General features: G+C 46.5%; 14 protein-coding genes. 9 read left to right on the top strand and 5 right to left on the bottom strand.

Going from position 1 to position 18,880, the window contains the following annotated elements:
- Window positions 1-42: 42 nt before the first annotated feature.
- The 9 genes from gltB to MSG34_RS17720 all read left to right on the top strand — a co-directional run bounded on the left by gltB (window position 43) and on the right by MSG34_RS17720 (window position 11,693).
- Window positions 43-4,506: a glutamate synthase large subunit gene (gene gltB / locus MSG34_RS17760; RefSeq protein WP_248338818.1), complete on the top strand. Its 4,464-nt coding sequence runs from the start codon at window positions 43-45 to the stop codon at window positions 4,504-4,506.
- Between the two features lie 16 nt (window positions 4,507-4,522).
- Window positions 4,523-5,935 carry an FAD-dependent oxidoreductase gene (locus MSG34_RS17755; protein WP_029405649.1) on the top strand — a complete coding sequence of 471 codons (1,413 nt, stop codon included), beginning with the start codon at window positions 4,523-4,525 and terminating at the stop codon, window positions 5,933-5,935.
- Window positions 5,936-6,112: 177 nt separating this feature from the next.
- Window positions 6,113-6,541 (top strand): DUF1499 domain-containing protein, encoded by a 429-nt coding sequence (locus tag MSG34_RS17750; protein ID WP_017059301.1) that lies wholly within the window; start codon window positions 6,113-6,115, stop codon window positions 6,539-6,541.
- Window positions 6,542-6,668: 127 nt separating this feature from the next.
- Window positions 6,669-7,364: a 5'-methylthioadenosine/S-adenosylhomocysteine nucleosidase gene (gene mtnN, locus MSG34_RS17745; RefSeq protein WP_012603226.1), complete on the top strand. Its 696-nt coding sequence runs from the start codon at window positions 6,669-6,671 to the stop codon at window positions 7,362-7,364.
- 10 nt (window positions 7,365-7,374) lie between these two features.
- Window positions 7,375-8,328 (top strand): cobalamin biosynthesis family protein, encoded by a 954-nt coding sequence (locus MSG34_RS17740; RefSeq protein WP_050654360.1) that lies wholly within the window; start codon window positions 7,375-7,377, stop codon window positions 8,326-8,328.
- Between the two features lies 1 nt (window position 8,329).
- Complete coding sequence (gene btuF, locus MSG34_RS17735) at window positions 8,330-9,199, top strand: vitamin B12 ABC transporter substrate-binding protein BtuF (RefSeq protein WP_248338816.1); 870 nt, start codon at window positions 8,330-8,332, stop codon at window positions 9,197-9,199.
- A gap of 74 nt (window positions 9,200-9,273) precedes the next feature.
- Window positions 9,274-9,891: a TRIC cation channel family protein gene (locus MSG34_RS17730; RefSeq protein WP_050649519.1), complete on the top strand. Its 618-nt coding sequence runs from the start codon at window positions 9,274-9,276 to the stop codon at window positions 9,889-9,891.
- 242 nt (window positions 9,892-10,133) lie between these two features.
- Window positions 10,134-10,715, top strand: coding sequence for a flavodoxin family protein (locus tag MSG34_RS17725; protein ID WP_136978391.1), 582 nt, complete (start codon window positions 10,134-10,136; stop codon window positions 10,713-10,715).
- A 132-nt stretch (window positions 10,716-10,847) separates the two neighbouring features.
- A complete protein-coding gene (locus MSG34_RS17720; RefSeq protein WP_017059296.1) occupies window positions 10,848-11,693 on the top strand; it encodes a LysR family transcriptional regulator in 846 nt (281 codons plus the stop codon).
- Here MSG34_RS17720 and MSG34_RS17715 read toward each other — a convergent pair.
- The 5 genes from MSG34_RS17715 to mutT all read right to left on the bottom strand — a co-directional run bounded on the left by MSG34_RS17715 (window position 11,644) and on the right by mutT (window position 18,824).
- On the bottom strand, window positions 11,644-12,423 hold the full coding sequence (locus tag MSG34_RS17715; protein WP_012603222.1) for a TSUP family transporter: 780 nt from the start codon (window positions 12,421-12,423) through the stop codon (window positions 11,644-11,646). The genes MSG34_RS17720 and MSG34_RS17715 overlap by 50 nt on opposite strands.
- Before the next feature lie 195 nt (window positions 12,424-12,618).
- The gene (gene carB, locus MSG34_RS17710) at window positions 12,619-15,849 is read right to left on the bottom strand and encodes a carbamoyl-phosphate synthase large subunit (protein ID WP_017059294.1); all 3,231 of its coding nucleotides are present in this window, start codon (window positions 15,847-15,849) and stop codon (window positions 12,619-12,621) included.
- A gap of 16 nt (window positions 15,850-15,865) precedes the next feature.
- Complete coding sequence (gene carA, locus MSG34_RS17705; protein ID WP_048609692.1) at window positions 15,866-17,005, bottom strand: glutamine-hydrolyzing carbamoyl-phosphate synthase small subunit; 1,140 nt, start codon at window positions 17,003-17,005, stop codon at window positions 15,866-15,868.
- 503 nt (window positions 17,006-17,508) lie between these two features.
- Window positions 17,509-18,333, bottom strand: coding sequence for a 4-hydroxy-tetrahydrodipicolinate reductase (dapB, locus tag MSG34_RS17700; protein WP_020628676.1), 825 nt, complete (start codon window positions 18,331-18,333; stop codon window positions 17,509-17,511).
- A 92-nt stretch (window positions 18,334-18,425) separates the two neighbouring features.
- Window positions 18,426-18,824: an 8-oxo-dGTP diphosphatase MutT gene (gene mutT / locus MSG34_RS17695; RefSeq protein ID WP_017098312.1), complete on the bottom strand. Its 399-nt coding sequence runs from the start codon at window positions 18,822-18,824 to the stop codon at window positions 18,426-18,428.
- Window positions 18,825-18,880 lie beyond the last annotated feature (56 nt).

Below are 18,880 nucleotides of genomic sequence, written 5' to 3'. Positions count from 1 at the left end.
ATTTACTGTCTGGATGACAGAGAAGCAAAAGGGAGAATTGCAATGGCTCTATATGATCCTAGTCTTGAAAAAGACAACTGTGGATTTGGTTTAATAGCGCAAATGGAAGGCCAACCTAGTCATAAGTTGGTAAGAACTGCTATTTCAGCCCTAGATCGCATGACACACCGTGGTGGTATCGCTGCGGATGGTAAAACCGGGGATGGCTGTGGCTTATTGCTACAGAAACCAGATTCTTATCTCAGAATTATTGCAGAAGAGAATAACTTCAAGCTCGGCAAGCAATACGCTGTCGGCATGATTTTCTTCAGCCAAGATCCAATCAAAGCGCAATCCGCGCAAGACATCGTCAATAAAGAGCTAGCTCAAGAGACCTTAACGGTTGCAGGTTGGCGCGTAGTGCCGATCAACACCGACGTATTAGGTCCAATCGCCAAAGATTCCGTTCCCAATATTCAGCAAGTCTTTATCTCAGCTCCCGCTGGCTGGCGTGAACGCGATATTGAACGACGCCTTTATATCGCTCGTCGCAGAATTGAAAAGCAGATCACCGAAGACAAAGATTTCTATATTTGTAGCCTTTCGACACAAGTCATGGTTTACAAAGGCTTGTGTATGCCAGCCGATCTTCCGCGATTTTACCTCGATCTTGCTGACTTACGTATGGAATCGGCGATATGTCTATTCCATCAGCGCTTTTCAACCAATACTCAGCCACGCTGGCCACTGGCTCAACCATTCCGCTATTTGGCACATAATGGTGAAATCAATACCATCGAAGGTAACCGTCAGTGGGCTAAGGCTCGTGCCTATAAATTCTCTTCGCCGTTGCTGCCAGATTTACAAACCGCAGCACCCTTTGTGAATGAGACAGGCTCAGACTCTTCAAGCCTAGATAACATGCTCGACTTGTTCCTTGCCGGTGGTATGGATGTGTTCCGAGCGATGCGCATGCTTGTGCCGCCCGCTTGGCAAAATCACCCAGATATGGACCCAGATCTGCGTGCCTTTTACGACTTCAACTCCAAGCACATGGAACCGTGGGATGGCCCAGCTGGTATCGTACTTTCAGATGGTCGTTACGCCGCGTGTAACCTCGATAGAAATGGCCTGCGTCCAGCACGTTATGTCATCACCAAAGACAACCTAATCACGCTAGCATCTGAGGTCGGTATCTGGAATTACGCACCGGATGAAGTAGCAGAAAAAGGTCGTGTCGGCCCAGGTGAATTGCTCGTCATAGATACGCGCCGCGGTAAATTGTGGCAATCTAACGAGATCGACAATGACCTTAAAGGTCGCCACCCTTATAAAGAGTGGATGGAAAAGAACGTTCACAAACTCACACCGTTTTCCGATCTGCCCGATGAGCAAGTCGGTAAGCGCAGCTTTGATGATGACACGCTCAAGACCTACCAAAAACAGTTTGCGATGAGCAACGAAGAATCAGACCAAGTACTGCGTGTGCTTGGTGATATGGGACAAGAAGCGGTAGGCTCGATGGGCGATGATACGCCAATGGCCGTGCTCTCTTCTAAAGAGCGTCTCATCACTGATTATTTCCGTCAAAAATTTGCACAGGTCACCAACCCGCCGATCGATCCATTGCGTGAAAAACACGTGATGTCTTTAGCGACGAGTATCGGTAAAGAGATGAATGTGTTCTGCGAAACAGATGGTCACGCCTACCGTGTGACATTTAGCTCGCCCGTTCTTCTCTACTCTGACATGCAGCAACTTCTGCAGTTAAATCAAAAAAACTATGGTCACGCAATTCTAAGCCTACACTACGATCCGACTCAGCAAGATCTCGAACAAGCCATCAATGACTTGTGTGATCGTGCGGTTCAACAAGTGCGTGATGGTGCTGTGCTGATTGTGCTTTCAGACAAAGGTTTAGAAAAAGGTAAACTGCCAGTTCCAGCAGCGATGGCTGTCGGTGCGGTGCAAACCAGACTTGCTGACAACAACCTAAGATGTGATGCCAACATCGTGGTCGAAACCGCAACTGCGCGCGACCCACACCAATTTGCCGTGCTGCTTGGCTTCGGTGCTACCGCAGTTTACCCATACCTCGCTTATGAAGCGTTAGGTAAAATGCTGGATGATGGCTCTTTAGACAAAGACTATCGTACCGCAATGCAAAATTACCAAAACGGCATCAACAAAGGTCTGTACAAGATCATGTCGAAGATGGGTATTTCAACTATTGCCTCTTACCGCTGTTCACAGCTGTTCGAAGCTGTTGGCCTACATTCGGATATAGTTGAGCTCTGTTTCCGCGGAGTTACCACTCGAATCCAAGGTGCTAGCTTTAGCGATTTCCAGCAAGATATCTATAACCTATCTCGTAAAGCATGGACTAAGCGCAAGCCGATCGAACACGGTGGTTTACTCAAATACGTACACGGCGGCGAATATCATGCCTATAACCCTGATGTGGTTGGCACTCTGCAAACCGCAGTAAAAACAGGTGAAACATCGGATTATCTCTCTTTTGCTAAGCAAGTAAATGCTCGTCCTGCCGCAGTGTTACGCGACTTAATGAGCCTCAGAAAAGCCGACCAACCTCTACCACTCGAGCAAGTCGAGCCTAACAGCGATCTGTTTAAACGCTTCGACTCTGCGGCGATGTCGATTGGCGCGTTGAGTCCAGAAGCGCACGAAGCATTAGCAATGGCGATGAACCGCTTGGGTGGTTACTCCAACTCTGGTGAAGGTGGTGAAGACCCACGACGTTTTGGGACTGACCGTAACTCTCGCATTAAGCAAATAGCCTCGGGCCGTTTTGGTGTGACACCGCATTACTTAACCAATGCAGATGTTCTACAAATCAAGGTCGCGCAAGGTGCGAAGCCCGGAGAAGGTGGTCAACTGCCAGGTCATAAGGTGACGGCAGAAATCGCTAAGCTGAGATACTCAGTTCAAGGCGTCACTCTGATCTCCCCTCCTCCGCACCACGATATCTACTCAATCGAAGATTTGGCTCAGCTGATTTTCGACCTTAAGCAAGTGAATCCTAACGCCTTGGTTTCAGTGAAGTTAGTATCTGAACCGGGTGTCGGTACTATCGCGACAGGTGTAGCAAAAGCTTATGCCGATCTGATTACCATTTCTGGCTACGATGGTGGTACCGCGGCAAGCCCACTAACTTCGGTGAAATACGCAGGTTGCCCTTGGGAACTAGGCTTAGCCGAAACTCAACAAGCACTGGTTGCTAACGGCCTTCGTCATAAGATCCGTCTACAAGTCGACGGTGGTCTGAAAACCGGTCTTGATGTGATTAAAGGGGCGATTTTAGGTGCTGAAAGCTTTGGCTTTGGTACCGCACCAATGGTCGCAATGGGTTGTAAGTTCCTACGCATTTGTCACCTCAACAACTGTGCAACGGGTGTGGCGACTCAAGATGAAACGCTGCGCCGCGAATACTTCAAAGGTCTGCCAGATATGGTGGTGAACTACTTTACTGGCCTAGCCGATGAAGTTCGCCAATACCTTGCAGAGCTTGGTGTAGAAAAACTTACAGACCTGATTGGTCGTACTGATTTGCTTGAAGCCGTTCAAGGCCTCACTGCGAAACAGAGCAAACTCGATCTATCTTCAATACTCGAAGCTCCAGTTTCTCCAGAGGGTCACCCACTATTTTGGACCGAGCCAAACGCACCATTTGATAAGGCGCAACTCAACCAACAGATCCTTGATGATGCACTCGATGCAATTGAGAAACGTCAATCCACCAGCCTTTACTACAACGTGATCAACACAGACCGCTCGATTGGCGCTCGTATCTCTGGTGAAATTGCTAAGCGATACGGCAACCAAGGGATGGCAGGTTCACCAATCAAGTTATATCTCGACGGTACCGCAGGTCAGTCTTTTGCGGTTTGGAACGCAGGCGGCGTTGAGCTTTACCTAACGGGTGATGCCAATGACTATGTAGGCAAAGGCATGGCTGGCGGCAAGGTGGTTATCAAGCCTCACCAAGGCACCGCCTTTACTTGTAACGAAGCGACCATCATAGGCAACACTTGTCTGTATGGCGCAACCGGAGGCAAGCTATTTGCTGCCGGTACTGCAGGCGAACGATTTGGTGTACGTAACTCAGGTACGGTTGCGGTGATTGAGGGTGCGGGTGACAACGCCTGTGAATACATGACGGGCGGTATTGTTGCCATTCTTGGCGCAACCGGAGTGAACTTCGGTGCCGGTATGACGGGTGGTTTTGCTTATGTGATGGATAAGAACGAGGACTTCCAAGGCCGAGTGAACAACGAATCGGTCGAAGCTCTTTCTCTGTCTGATCTATTTATCCACCAAGAACATCTACGCGGCCTGATTGCAGAGCACTTAGAAGAGACTGGCTCAGTACACGCTGAAGCTATTCTGGCGAACTTTGATGAATGGATTCCGAAGTTCTACCTAGTGAAGCCAAAGACGGCGGATCTTAACACCTTGCTCGGTCACCAAAGCCGTAGCTCTGCTGAACTTCGTGTTCAAGCGCAATAATTGGAAGGAGCCAATAATGAGCCAGAATGTATACCAATTTATTGATGTGAATCGCGTAGACCCAGCGAAGAAACCAATCAAGATACGTAAGATTGAGTTTGTAGAGATCTACGAACCTTTCACTAAACAGCAAGCCAAGGCGCAAGCTGATCGCTGTTTAGACTGTGGTAACCCTTACTGTGAATGGAAGTGTCCAGTCCACAACTACATCCCTCAGTGGCTCAAGCTTGCCAATGAAGGGCGCATTATCGAAGCGGCTGAACTGTCTCACCAGACCAACAGCTTGCCTGAGGTTTGCGGACGAGTTTGTCCTCAAGACCGTTTGTGTGAAGGCTCTTGTACCCTCAACGACGATTTCGGCGCAGTAACCATCGGCAACATTGAAAAATACATCAATGACAAAGCGTTCGAGATGGGTTGGAAACCAGACATGTCGCATGTCGAGTGGACCGACAAAAAGGTCGCAATCATTGGCGCAGGCCCTGCCGGTCTTGCTGCTGCTGACATCTTAGTTCGAAACGGTGTGAAGGCCGTAGTATTTGATCGCTACCCGGAGATCGGTGGCCTGCTCACATTTGGTATCCCATCGTTCAAACTAGAGAAAGGCATCATGGAAAACCGTCGCCGTATCTTTAGCGGTATGGGGGTCGAATTTAAGATGAATACCGAAGTCGGTAAAGACGTTCAACTACAACAACTGGTCGATGACTATGATGCTGTTTTCTTGGGTGTCGGCACCTATAAAAACATGCGTGCTGGGTTAGATAACGAAGACGCACCGGGCGTTTATGATGCACTGCCATTCCTTGTTTCCAATACCTACAAGGTCATGGAACTGGATAACCCAACACCATTCATCGACATGAAAGGCAAAAAAGTGGTTGTGCTCGGTGGTGGTGATACCGCGATGGACTGTGTCCGAACCTCGATTCGCCAACATGCAGCTAATGTTGTCTGTGCTTACCGCCGAGATGAAGCCAATATGCCGGGCTCTCGCCGTGAGGTGAAGAATGCGCGTGAAGAGGGTGTGAAGTTCAAGTTCAACCTCCAACCTATTGGCTTAGAGCTTAACAACGCTGGTCATGTGGTTGGCGTTAAATTCGTGAAAACCGCTTTGGGTGAACCTGATGAAGCAGGTCGCCGTCGCCCGGAACCTGTAGAAGGTAGTGAGCATGTTCTTGAAGCAGATGCCGTTATCATGGCATTTGGTTTCCAACCTCATGCGATGGAATGGCTAGAACCTTTCGGTGTGGAGCTCGATCAGTGGGGTCGCATCAAGGCTCCTAACAAACAAGAGTTTCAATACCAAACCACCAACAGCAAGATCTTTGCAGGTGGTGATGCGGTTCGAGGATCTGACTTAGTGGTGACCGCTATCGATGAAGGCCGTAAAGCCGCAGAAGGGATATTGGATTACCTAGAAGTGTGATTAATCTAAGGTTTCCTTTATTACTCAGTTCGTTACTATAAAAAAAGGATCCAATGATGGATCCTTTTTTGAATTAGATACGTTTATCACAAGCATAACGAAAATACGTAAAACAATCGCAAACAAGCCAATACCTATAACTACAATTAAAACTAAAACAACGCCATAGGAAACACTATGAAAAAAGCCGCTCTCCTCTCTCTATCTCTTTTGACTTTAACCGCTTGCAGCCAAGGAATCACGGACATGAAAGACAGAACTTCATCACCTTGTGGAGACAAACCAAACTGCGTATCAACTCAAGATGACCGTGAGCAGCACGCATTGGCCGCGTTTGAGTTATCAGATTCAGCGAGCTTAGATGCGATTGAGCAGGTTGCGCTAACCTTACCGGGATCGAAAACCGCGAGTAAAACAGAAGATTATCTGCGTGTTGAATGCACCTCCCGCATCATGCGTTTTGTCGATGACTTAGAACTTAAAATCACCGATGGCAAATTGATCGTGCGTTCAGAGTCTCGTACTGGCCATTCTGATTTTGGCGTAAACCGAAAACGAGCTGAACAACTTCGTGCTAGCTTAAAAAGCGAAGGCCTAATCAAATAGATAAAAGAATACGCAGATAAATCGCTGCTATTCGGATGAGAAGTGCCTCTGGGCAGTCGCTCGACACTTCTTATCCATGCTACAATTTCGCTCTACTGTTTAAATATTATTTATTAAGAGACTACACATGAAAATCGGCATCATTGGCGCAATGGAGCAAGAAGTTGCGATCCTAAAAGCAGCAATTTCAGACATTACTGAAGTTAATAAAGGCGGTTGTACCTTTTTCTCTGGTCAGCTAAATGGTGTTGACGTTGTTTTGCTTCAATCTGGCATTGGTAAAGTAGCAGCGGCTGTTGGTACTTCAATCCTACTAAGCGAATACCAACCAGATGTCGTTCTCAACACGGGCTCTGCTGGCGGTTTTGATTCAACACTGAACCTTGGCGATGTGGTTATCTCAACTGAAGTTCGACACCACGATGCAGACGTTACAGCTTTCGGTTACGAAATCGGCCAAATGGCAGGTCAACCTGCAGCGTTCAAAGCTGACGACAAACTGATGGCTGTTGCTGAACAAGCACTAGCACAAATGGAAGACAAGCATGCCGTTCGCGGTCTTATCTGTACTGGCGACGCATTTGTTTGCACGGCAGAACGCCAAGAGTTCATCCGCAAGCACTTCCCATCTGTTGTTGCTGTAGAGATGGAAGCATCGGCTATCGCTCAAGCTTGTCACCAATTCCAAGTACCATTCGTGGTTGTTCGTGCAATCTCTGATGTTGCAGACAAAGAATCACCAATGAGCTTCGAAGAGTTCCTGCCACTAGCAGCGCAAAGCTCTTCTGAAATGGTTATCAAGATGGTTGCCCTACTAAAGTAAGCGACTAGACATGCAAACACTGTTTGATCAGGTATTTGCAAATGGCGTGCTCCTTGTGATGTGGGGAGCACTGCTTTTTCATTTGGTTTTACCTATCCCCCATGCCGCACACCCCACAACCTTATGGCATAAGTTTGCTGAGCTTTTAGCAAGCAAGGTTAATAACAACCACAACTATTCCCAAAGCTTAATCTCAGGCACATTAGCCTGGGGGTTAATGGTACTGCCAACTCTGGTTATTCTCTTGGCACTGCAACCATTGGTTTGGCAATCTCAACTGTTTGAATTGGCACTGTTATTACTCGCGATTGATTGGCGCAATAATGAAAAGCTGGCTAACCAACTGATCAAAGCACTTGGCCGAGAAGATAAAGCGGCCGCTCGTCAGTTACTGGCTCCGATTGTCAATCGTCAAACCGAATCACTTTCGTCACTTGGCCTCGGCAAAGCCGCCACAGAAACCATCATCATGGGTTACGCTCGTAACGTAGTTTGTGTGTTGTTCTGGTACGCCATTGGTGGTGGAATCACCGCGTTAATGTATCGTCTTTTGGTCGAGTTAGCTCGAGCTTGGTCGCCAAGTCGTAAGCAATTTTCGCCATTCGGCTCAACGGCGATCAAGATAGTCGCGATTCTCGAATTTATACCGATGCGTTTGTTTGCTTTGATGATCGTATGTGGTGATAAAGCAACGCACACATTTAAAATGATGCTAGTCCAAAGTCGCTCTTGGCCCCTACCCGGCCCAGCCTGGTTAATCACGGCTGTTGGCAACAAGCTGGAGTTATCATTGGGTGGCCCTGCGATTTACGACAACACCAAAGCCATTCGCGCAAAATTAGGCGGAAGAATCGCACCGTCAGCTCTGCATCTATCTCAGGTTCAGAAACTACTCTTTGGTCGCATCGCTATCTGGATTTTTTTACAAAGCCTAGCCTTACTATTTATTCACCAAGGGATTTAGAGTGAAACCTTCAGCACTTGTTACAAGCCTTACTTTTTTGTCTTCCAGCTTATGGCTGCCTTTATCATTTGCAAAAGAAGCACCACTGACTCAAGAAAAAGTACAGCCGGCTCAACGCGTGGTCAGCCTTGCTCCTCATGCCACTGAGATCGCGTACAGCGCAGGTTTAGGTAACAACCTTGTCGCCGTAAGTGAACGAAGTGATTACCCACCACAAGCCGACAAGCTTGAAAAAGTGGCAAACTATCAAGGCATCAAGGTTGAGAAGATCATCGCACTTCAGCCTGATTTGATTCTTGCGTGGCCAGCCGGAAACCCGCCCAGAGAGCTCGCGAAACTAGAGCAATTTGGTTTTAATATTTACTACTCCAAAACCAAAAGCCTAGACAGTATCGCAACCAATATTGAACAACTGAGCCAATACGCTAGCGATCCAAGTATTGGCGAAAATAACGCTCAGCAATACCGAGAGCAGCTCAGCGCGTTGAGACTAAAATACAAAGATGCCGAGCCAGTAAACTACTTCTACCAGCTCAGTGAGAAGCCGATCATCACTGTTGCTCAAGGACACTGGCCAAGTGAGGTGTTTGAGTTTTGTGGTGGCCACAATATTTTTGAAGACAGCGCCTCACCATATCCGCAAGTTGGTATTGAACAAGTTGTATTAAGAAAGCCGCAAGTGATCTTCACTTCTCAGCACGCGATTGAGAATGGAACCATGTGGCAAACATGGGAAGATGAGATCCCAGCAGTCGCTCAAAATCAGATTTGGTCCCTCAATTCAGACTGGATTAATCGCCCGACAACAAGAACTTTGAAAGCGATCCAACAAGTGTGCGATTTCTTCGATAGAGCTAGGCAAAATCACTAACTATTTGCTGCGTTTTTTCGTACAATTCGCCACCGACCTGTCCCTACAATTTTAACTATAAGAGCACCAGTATCATGGACTCCATGCTGCTTTATATTATCGATTTATTTGGCACTGCCATCTTTGCCGTCTCAGGCGTATTTGTCGCTGGCCGTCTTAAGATGGATCCCTTTGGTGTCGCCGTTCTAGGCAGTGTTACCGCAATTGGTGGCGGTACAATTCGAGACATGGCATTGGGTGCAACCCCCGTGTTTTGGATCACCGATACCACCTACCTTTGGGTCATCATCATAACCTGTTTACTGACCATGATTATTGTCAGACGCCCGAAACGTCTGGCTTGGTGGATATTGCCGGTATGTGATGCGATTGGCTTAGCGGTGTTTGTAGGCATTGGTGTAGAAAAGGCGCTTATCTATCAAGATTCAGCATTAGTGGCCATCATCATGGGTGTTATCACCGGTTGCGGTGGCGGTATTATCCGTGACGTACTTGCCCGTGAAGTGCCAATGATTCTAAGAAGTGAAGTCTACGCGACCGCTTGTATTATTGGTGGCGCTTTCCATACCATGGCGATCAGCATGGGGCACGACTCAGAAACTGCATTTCTGGCCGGCGTATTCTCAACACTATTGATCAGACTTGGCGCTATTCGTTGGCATTTATCATTGCCGACCTTCGCCATCAAATAAGCTATCTTTGCAAAGAGAAAGGCTCCGCAAAGGAGCCTTTTTTAATCCGGTTTCAAATCACTTATACCCTCTATTTCTACTCTTCAAAGATCCCTTCTTTTCCTAACATTCAATTTAGTTAGGTCGTTAGTCAACACCTTAGTAAGGTTTTTTGTTTACTTATATAATTCGCAGGCTATATTAATAAACAAATAGCTTTATAAATAAATTTATTTACTAACATTGGCAAAAGGGAGTTCAAGATGAGTATTGGTAAAGTGGGCATTGTTTTCTTCTCTAAGAATGGAGCAACTAAGCAAGTTGCTGAGACAATCGCTGAAGGCATTAACACTCAACAACCTAACTCAGTACTCCTTGTCGAAGTGCTATCTTCTGAAGTGGTCGAAGGAAGATATGACAATGATGATAAGCTCAAGTCATTAGACAGTTGTGACGCCATTATCTTTGGCTCCCCGACTTATATGGGTTCACCAGCCGCGCAGTTTAAGAGCTTTATGGATGCAAGTAGTGATAGCTATTGTAAGAAAGCATGGCGAAATAAACTCGCAGCCGGTTTTACCACTGGTGGCAGCCTTAACGGTGAACAACAACAAACCTTGTTGAGTTTTTTCACTCTGGCTTGTCAGCATGGCATGATTTGGGCTGGGCTTGATATCTCAAAGCACATTGATGACTTAGGTTTAAATCGCACAGGGTCAAGCATTGGTTTGGTCGCCAGTGAAGATGAGACGGCAGATAGCACCAATAGTCACATCAACAGTAACGATCTTCAGACCGCTTTCTATTTTGGTCAGCGCATCGCGAGTCTAGTTAAGAGAACCTAAACTAACTAGTTAGCTGACGGGCTAGCTTCAAAACTCCTAGCTTGATTAATATCTATGAGCCCAAGACTAGAGAATGAATGTTGTTTGAGGTAAGTTGAAACAATCATTCCCAACTTTCATGAATATAACCCAATGCTACTCGAAGGAATCGAAACTCTACTGGTATTGAGTAAAGCCAAGACCATGAGCCGCACAGGCAGTTTGCTTTATATCAGCCAATCAGCGGTCAGCAAACGGATTGCGAATTTAGAAAAGAAGCTAGGTAAAAAGCTCATTGAACCGAGTGGCCGACAGATAAAACTCACGCCAGATGCGATAGCATTAATAGAGAGTATTGGCCCTACATTCAATGAACTTCGCGGGCTTATTTATGAACAGCAAGAGTTGGAAGATACCACTCTCATCACCCTAGACAGCTCTAAATCTCTGATAGCCGGTTATTTAGGTGAGATGATGGGCCAATTTATCCAGCAAGATAAGTACATCACCATTACCACCAACCACACGCCGAGAATCATAGAGCGAGTGCAATCTGGCAAGGCGACCTTGGGGTTGTGTGCTGGCTTACTGCCACCGCATCATGGGTTGATGACCTTCCATCTATTTGATGAGCCGTTTTACATAGTGAGTAAGTCACCGCTAACGGAGCTTCCTCCAATGGTCATCACTAACGACATGACCAACCCTGCCAATTCTTATCAACTTTCTGTATTAGAGAAGTTTGGTATCAAACCCTTGATGGAGATGGATGCCTACACCGCAGCGGCTCAACTTGCATTGGGCGGGACTGGGCCAGCGTTAATACCGCTCTCTATCGTAAAAACACTCAATATTGAGCCTCAATATCTGTATAGCTTCACCGAATTAGCAGGCTTGATTCGGCCGATTCATATCTGTGTCAGACCAAATAGTTACCAGTCTCCACGAGTTAAAACACTGATAGAATCCATTGTTGATGCTGTTCCCAAAGCAGTTTAGACGCCATTAGCATCGACATCACGATCACAAGGGGGCGAATCCATTTCTGCCCTTTTGTCACCACCACTTTAGCGCCAAGCTGAGCGCCCATAAATCCACCGACCGCCATCACTAATCCCAACTCCCAAATAGGCAAACCAGCCAAAATAAAGAAAATTAAGGCAGCGATATTCGAGGTAAAGTTAAGTACTTTAGTACGCGCCGTAGCATCGACTAACGAGAAGTGACCAATAGCAACAAAGCAGACGGTGAAGATAGAACCTGTTCCTGGGCCAAAAAAGCCATCATAGAAACCCACGCCGCCACCAATACACAGAGCAAACATGGCCTCAGAGATCTTCTGTTTTCCTTCAGACGCTCTAGTTTGGGGTGCCAACAGGAAATAGAGAGAGATAGCGATAAGCAGCAGTGGGATAACACTGGTCAGTAGGCTCGCATCAATGTGCTGGACTAACTCAGCGCCAATTGCAGAGCCAATAAAGGTACAAAAGATAGCAAGGCGCATCTCTTTGATGCTGACGATACCGTTGCGCACGAAATACCAACTCGCAGAGAAGCTGCCAAATGAGCTTTGGAGTTTGTTAGTTGCCAATGCCTGCGTCGGTGGAACTCCAGCCGCTAGCAATGCAGGTAGAGTCAGTAACCCACCGCCGCCAGCCATTGCATCAATAAAGCCTGCTGCCGTTGCAACAACAAACAAGATAGCCAATATTTCTAGAGTGATTTCCATATACCCAACGCCTTAATGTCCTGTGTAGCGACAAGTTACCACTCACGGCAGACGAGCAATAACGAAACACAAGATTCTAACCTATTCCAAATATTCATCATTAAGTTACCGCGGAATAACAGACATAAAAAAGCCCACTCCGAAGAGTGGGCTTTGAGCATTTATATCCGCTTATCAGCGATACACTTTAGGCGATTAAGCTTGAGAAGCTTTAACCTGAGCGTGTAGCTCTTGAACTGAAGTTACTGACGTTTTCGCGTCTGCAGTGTGCGCCATACAAGTCGCGAATGCAGCGTTTAGCGTAGTCGTGTAGTTAACTTTCTCAGCAAGTGCACCACGACGAAGAACTTTAGAATCTTCAATCGCTTGACGGCCAGCTGCAGTGTTCACGATGTACGTGTACTCGTTGTTCTTGATACGGTCAAGAATGTGAGGACGACCTTCATGTACCTTGTTTACTAGACGTGGGTTGATGCCCGCTTCGCCAAGGATAACCGCAGTACCGTGCGTTGCGTCTAGCTGGTAACCAAGCTTAGATAGCTTAGATGCTAGGTCAACAACACGCTCTTTGTCGCCTTCGCGAACAGAAAGAAGTGCACGACCGCCTTCTGGGTAGATGTTGCCACAACCCAATTCAGCTTTAGAGTATGCTTCAGCAAACGTCGCACCAACACCCATAACTTCACCAGTAGAGCGCATTTCAGGGCCTAACAGTGGGTCAACACCAGGGAACTTGTTGAATGGAAGTACAACTTCTTTCACTGAGTAGTAAGGAGGGATGATTTCTTTCGTAAAGCCTTGAGACTCTAGAGATTGACCCGCCATTACACGAGCAGCAATCTTAGCGATTGGCGCGCCAGTTGCTTTAGATACAAATGGAACCGTACGTGCTGCACGAGGGTTAACCTCGATTAGGTACACTTCATTGTTCTTAACAGCAAACTGCGTGTTCATCAGACCACGAACACCCAACTCGAACGCTAGCTTTTCAACTTGCTCGCGCATTACGTCTTGGATTTCTTGGCTTAGCGTGTATGCAGGAAGAGAACATGCTGAGTCACCTGAGTGAACACCCGCTTGCTCGATGTGCTCCATGATACCGCCGATTACAACGCGCTCGCCGTCACAAATCGCATCTACGTCAACTTCAACAGCGTCATCTAGGAAGCTATCAAGTAGTACTGGAGATTCGTTTGATACGCTAACTGCTTCGTTGAAGTAGCGACGTAGGTCTTGCTCGTCGTATACGATTTCCATCGCACGACCACCAAGTACGTAAGAAGGACGTACAACCAGTGGGAAGCCGATTTCACGAGATTTCTCTACCGCTTGCTCCATTGTTGTTACTGTTGCGTTTTCTGGCTGAAGTAGGCCTAGACGGTCTACAGCAACTTGGAAACGCTCACGGTCTTCTGCACGGTCGATTGCGTCAGGGCTAGTACCGATGATTGGTACACCAGCTGCTTCAAGAGCACGAGCCAGTTTAAGTGGTGTTTGACCACCGTACTGAACGATAACGCCTTTTGGCTTCTCAACACGAGCGATTGCCAGTACGTCTTCCAGAGTTACTGGTTCGAAGTACAGACGGTCAGACGTATCGTAGTCTGTAGAAACAGTCTCAGGGTTACAGTTAACCATGATAGTTTCATAGCCATCTTCACGTAGCGCTAGTGATGCATGTACACAACAGTAGTCAAATTCAATACCTTGGCCGATACGGTTTGGACCGCCGCCTAGAATCATGATTTTTTCTTTGTCTGTTGGGTTTGCTTCACACTCGTCATCGTAAGATGAGTACATGTAAGCCGTATCTGAAGAGAATTCAGCCGCACACGTATCTACACGCTTGTACACCGGGTGGATATCGTACTGGTCACGTAGACGACGGATTTCGCTTTCTGCTACACCTAGAATCTTAGATAGGCGCGCATCAGCAAAACCTTTACGCTTAAGCTTGTTTAGCTCGTCTTTATTTAGACCAGCAAAGCCTTTCGCTTTAAGTTCTTGCTCTAGCTTAACGATGTCTTCGATTTGAACTAGGAACCAACGGTCGATTTGCGTTAGGTTGAATACACCGTCTACCGACATACCAGCACGGAATGCGTCAGCGATGTACCAAATACGCTCTGCGCCAGCTTCTTTCAGTTCGTGACGGATAGTCGTTAGAGCATCTGGTGCGTCTAGGTCTACCATTTCGTCAAAACCAGTCGCGCCAACTTCTAGGCCGCGAAGTGCTTTTTGTAGAGATTCTTGTTGGTTACGGCCGATAGCCATAACTTCACCAACCGACTTCATTTGCGTCGTTAGACGGTCGTTAGCACCTGCAAATTTCTCGAAGTTAAAACGAGGAATCTTAGTTACTACGTAGTCGATTGTTGGTTCGAATGATGCTGGAGTTGCGCCGCCTGTGATGTCATTCATTAGCTCGTCTAGCGTGAAACCAACAGCCAGTTTCGCTGCAATCTTAGCGATTGGGAAACCTGTTGCTTTAGATGCTAGTGCAGAAGAGCGAGATACACGTGGGTTCATCTCGATGATAACCATACGGCCATCTTTCGGGTTGATACCAAACTGTACGTTTGAACCACCTGTTTCAACACCAATCTCGCGTAGTACTGCTAGAGATGCGTTACGCATTAGTTGGTATTCTTTGTCTGTCAGCGTTTGAGCTGGAGCCACGGTGATTGAGTCACCCGTGTGAATACCCATTGGGTCGAAGTTTTCAATCGCACATACGATGATGCAGTTGTCGTTTTTGTCACGAACCACTTCCATCTCGTACTCTTTCCAACCGATAAGTGATTCATCGATAAGAAGTTCGTTTGTTGGAGATAAGTCCAAACCACGACGACAGATTTCTTCAAATTCTTCTTTGTTGTAAGCGATACCGCCACCCGTACCACCCATTGTGAACGATGGACGAATGATACAAGGGAAGCCAACCATGTCTAAAACTTTGTAAGCTTCTTCCATCGTTTTCGCTGTATCAGCAGTTGGACACTCAAGGCCAATTGCTTTCATTGCTTTATCGAAGCGTGAACGGTCTTCTGCTTTATCGATAGCGTCAGCCGTTGCACCAATCATTTCAACACCGAACTCTTCAAGAACGCCGTGCTTTTCTAGGTCTAGAGCACAGTTCAATGCAGTTTGGCCACCCATAGTCGGTAGAACTGCATCAGGCTTCTCTTTAGCGATGATGTTACGCACAACTTCCCATTGGATAGGCTCGATGTAAGTTGCATCTGCCATATCTGGGTCAGTCATGATTGTCGCTGGGTTCGAGTTTACAAGAATAACTCGGTAACCTTCTTCGCGAAGCGCTTTACAAGCTTGAGCACCAGAGTAATCGAACTCACATGCTTGGCCGATAACGATCGGGCCAGCACCTAGAATAAGAATACTTTTAATGTCAGTACGTTTTGGCATTGTCTACTACTCCGAATTACGCTGTGTGCTGTTTGATTAGTTCAATAAAGTGGTCGAATAACGGCGCTGCGTCTTCTGGACCTGGGCTTGCTTCAGGGTGACCTTGGAAGCTGAATGCTGGTTTGTCTGTACGGTGAATACCTTGTAGAGAACCATCAAATAGTGATTTGTGCGTTGCACGTAGTGTCTCTGGAAGGGTTTCTTCGTCAGCAGCAAAGCCGTGGTTTTGCGAAGTAATCATCACAACATCACGATCTAAATCTTTAACCGGGTGGTTTGCACCGTGGTGACCAAACTTCATCTTCACTGTCTTAGCGCCTGACGCAAGAGCAAGAATCTGGTGGCCTAGACAGATACCGAAGATCGGTAAACCTTTTTCTAGGAACACTTTTGTCGCTTCAATTGCGTAAGTACATGGTTCTGGGTCACCAGGGCCATTTGAAAGGAAAACACCGTCTGGGTTCAGAGCAAGTACTTCTTCAGCTGAAGTCTCAGCAGGAACAACCGTTAGGCGGCAGCCGCGGTCAACAAGCATTCGTAGGATGTTTCGTTTTGCACCGAAGTCATAAGCAACAACGTGGTATGGCAATTCTGAGTCTGCTTTCGCTTCAGGAAGTCCACCCGTAAGCGTCCACGAACCCTGTTTCCATTGATACGCTTCTTTTGTTGTAACTTCTTTCGCAAGGTCCATACCTTTCAGGCCAGGGAATTCTTTTGCTTTAGCTAGAGCCAAAGCTTCGTCTAGGTTGTTACCCGCTACGATACAACCGTTCTGTGCGCCTTTTTCACGAAGAATACGCGTCAGCTTACGAGTATCGATATCAGCGATACCAACAACGTTTTGCGACTTAAGGTAATCAGAAAGGGATTGTTCATTACGGAAGTTAGAAGCGATTAGAGGGAGATCGCGAATCACAAGGCCTTGAGCGTGGATTGAAGAAGATTCTTCGTCTTCGGAATTGGTTCCGGTATTGCCAATGTGAGGGTAAGTAAGGGTAACGATTTGTTGAGAATAGGAAGGATCAGTGAGGATTTCTTGGTACCCCGTCATCGAGGTATTAAAAACGACTTCACCAACTGCAGAACCTACAGCGCCAATGGCTTCACCGTGAAATACTGTCCCATCTTCTAGGACGAGTAGTGCTGACTTCTTCAAGACAACCTCCAGAAATAAAAATGCATTAAAATTGATTTAATTTGCAAATCTACCTTCCTGCAACACCAAAAACTGCGTGTTTATGGAAATTAGACAAATTGGCGGTATTTTAGTGATCTGCGTGATACGTGTCAACATTTAACTCAAAAGAAATTAAACATTTGTAAGGACTAATTCAATTTACCCCCTCAAAGCCCCAAAAGTTCAACTTTCATACGCATTTAGCTCGAATATTACGATTTTCTAATTTTCACCCCTCATTTTAACCAACCATAGAGTGACAAAAATATCAGCAACAAAACGCAATCGATAAATACCAAGAGAAAACATGGCAATTTAAAGATCTAAAACAAAAAACACACCAAAGACCACATAAACAACATAGAAATAGAGGAAAAATGACGATAATAAGAAAGTAGAAGGAAGGTAGTAGAAGAGAGATTACTAAGGAAAAGGCACCAAATAAAGAAAGCGCCGGCAATTGCCAGCGCATAAATATCTATTTACAGGTCATTCAAACCAAGCACATCCGTCATGGTATAAAAGCCTGCTGGTTTATCATTTAACCAAACCGCGGCCTTGATTGCGCCATTAGCAAAGGTCATTCGATCAGTGGCTTTATGGGTAATTTCCACTCGTTCACCGATATCAGCAAACATAGCGGTGTGTTCACCAATAATGTCACCGGCACGAATCGTCGCGAAACCAATCTCATCTTTAGTACGCTCGCCAGTAATACCTTCGCGTGACCATACAGCTACATCGTTCAGTTCGTTACCCATCGCACCCGCAATAGCTTCGCCCATACCAATCGCAGTACCTGACGGTGCATCGACTTTATGACGGTGATGAGCCTCAACGATCTCGACATCACAATAGTCGCCCATCACTTTAGCGGCCTTCTCTAGCAGCTTAAAGACCAGGTTTACACCAACGCTGTAGTTAGGTGCCATTACGATCGCCATCTCTTTTGAAGCCGCATCAATCACCTGCTTCTCTTCTTCAGAGAAACCCGTCGTACCGATGATCAGTTTTTTACCGTGACGTTTACAAAGTTCAATATTCGCTAATGTGCTAACAGGGGCTGTAAAATCGACAATCACATCAAACTCTTCGATGGCTTTAGACAAATCATCGACTAAAGCAACATCAAAACGACCTTCACCGCATAACTCGCCGACATCTACGCCGACCAAAGATGACTCTGGACGCTCTGAACCAGCTCCAACACTTGCTTCTGAATTATGATGAGCGGCTTTCACCAAGTTGCGACCCATACGGCCCGCTGCTCCTGCAATTGCAATTCTTACCACTGCGAATATCTCCATTGTTTTGGTTACCGTTGCCACTTATCTCTTGCAGCAACGTTCAATCGATTAATCTCTTTAAACTAACAACAATCTCAAACTCAGGCTAGCAATTACGAAAACTCTTTTATTACTCGCTCTAAAATTGGCACATTTGCCTCAGGGAAGGCGTATTGATTCAATGATTCTAGGCTTACCCATTCACCTTGTTGACCTTCTTTACCATAAGGCTGCTCTTCAAAGTCGGTCACAAGGATGAAGTCGAACTTAAGCGACTTATCGGTGTAATCAAATTCAAGGTGCTCAAACAGAGACTGTTCTGTCACCTTGATGCCAATCTCTTCATCAAGTTCACGAGTCATTGCTTGTTCAATGGTTTCGCCCACTTCAACCTTGCCACCAGGAAACTCCCAGAAACCGCCTTTGTGTTTGTCGTCCGGACGTTTAGTGATAAATACCTGCGACTTATCTTGGTTGAAGATAATGCCCGCTACTATGTGGATTCTTTTCATGTGTTGGTGTTCCTTAATAAAGCACTTCGCTCACACAGTCCCTGAATACGTCATCC

Source organism: Vibrio sp. 1CM2L (genome assembly GCF_023161695.1).
Taxonomy (GTDB): domain Bacteria; phylum Pseudomonadota; class Gammaproteobacteria; order Enterobacterales; family Vibrionaceae; genus Vibrio; species Vibrio coralliirubri.
This window is presented reverse-complemented; position numbering and strand designations above follow the sequence as displayed.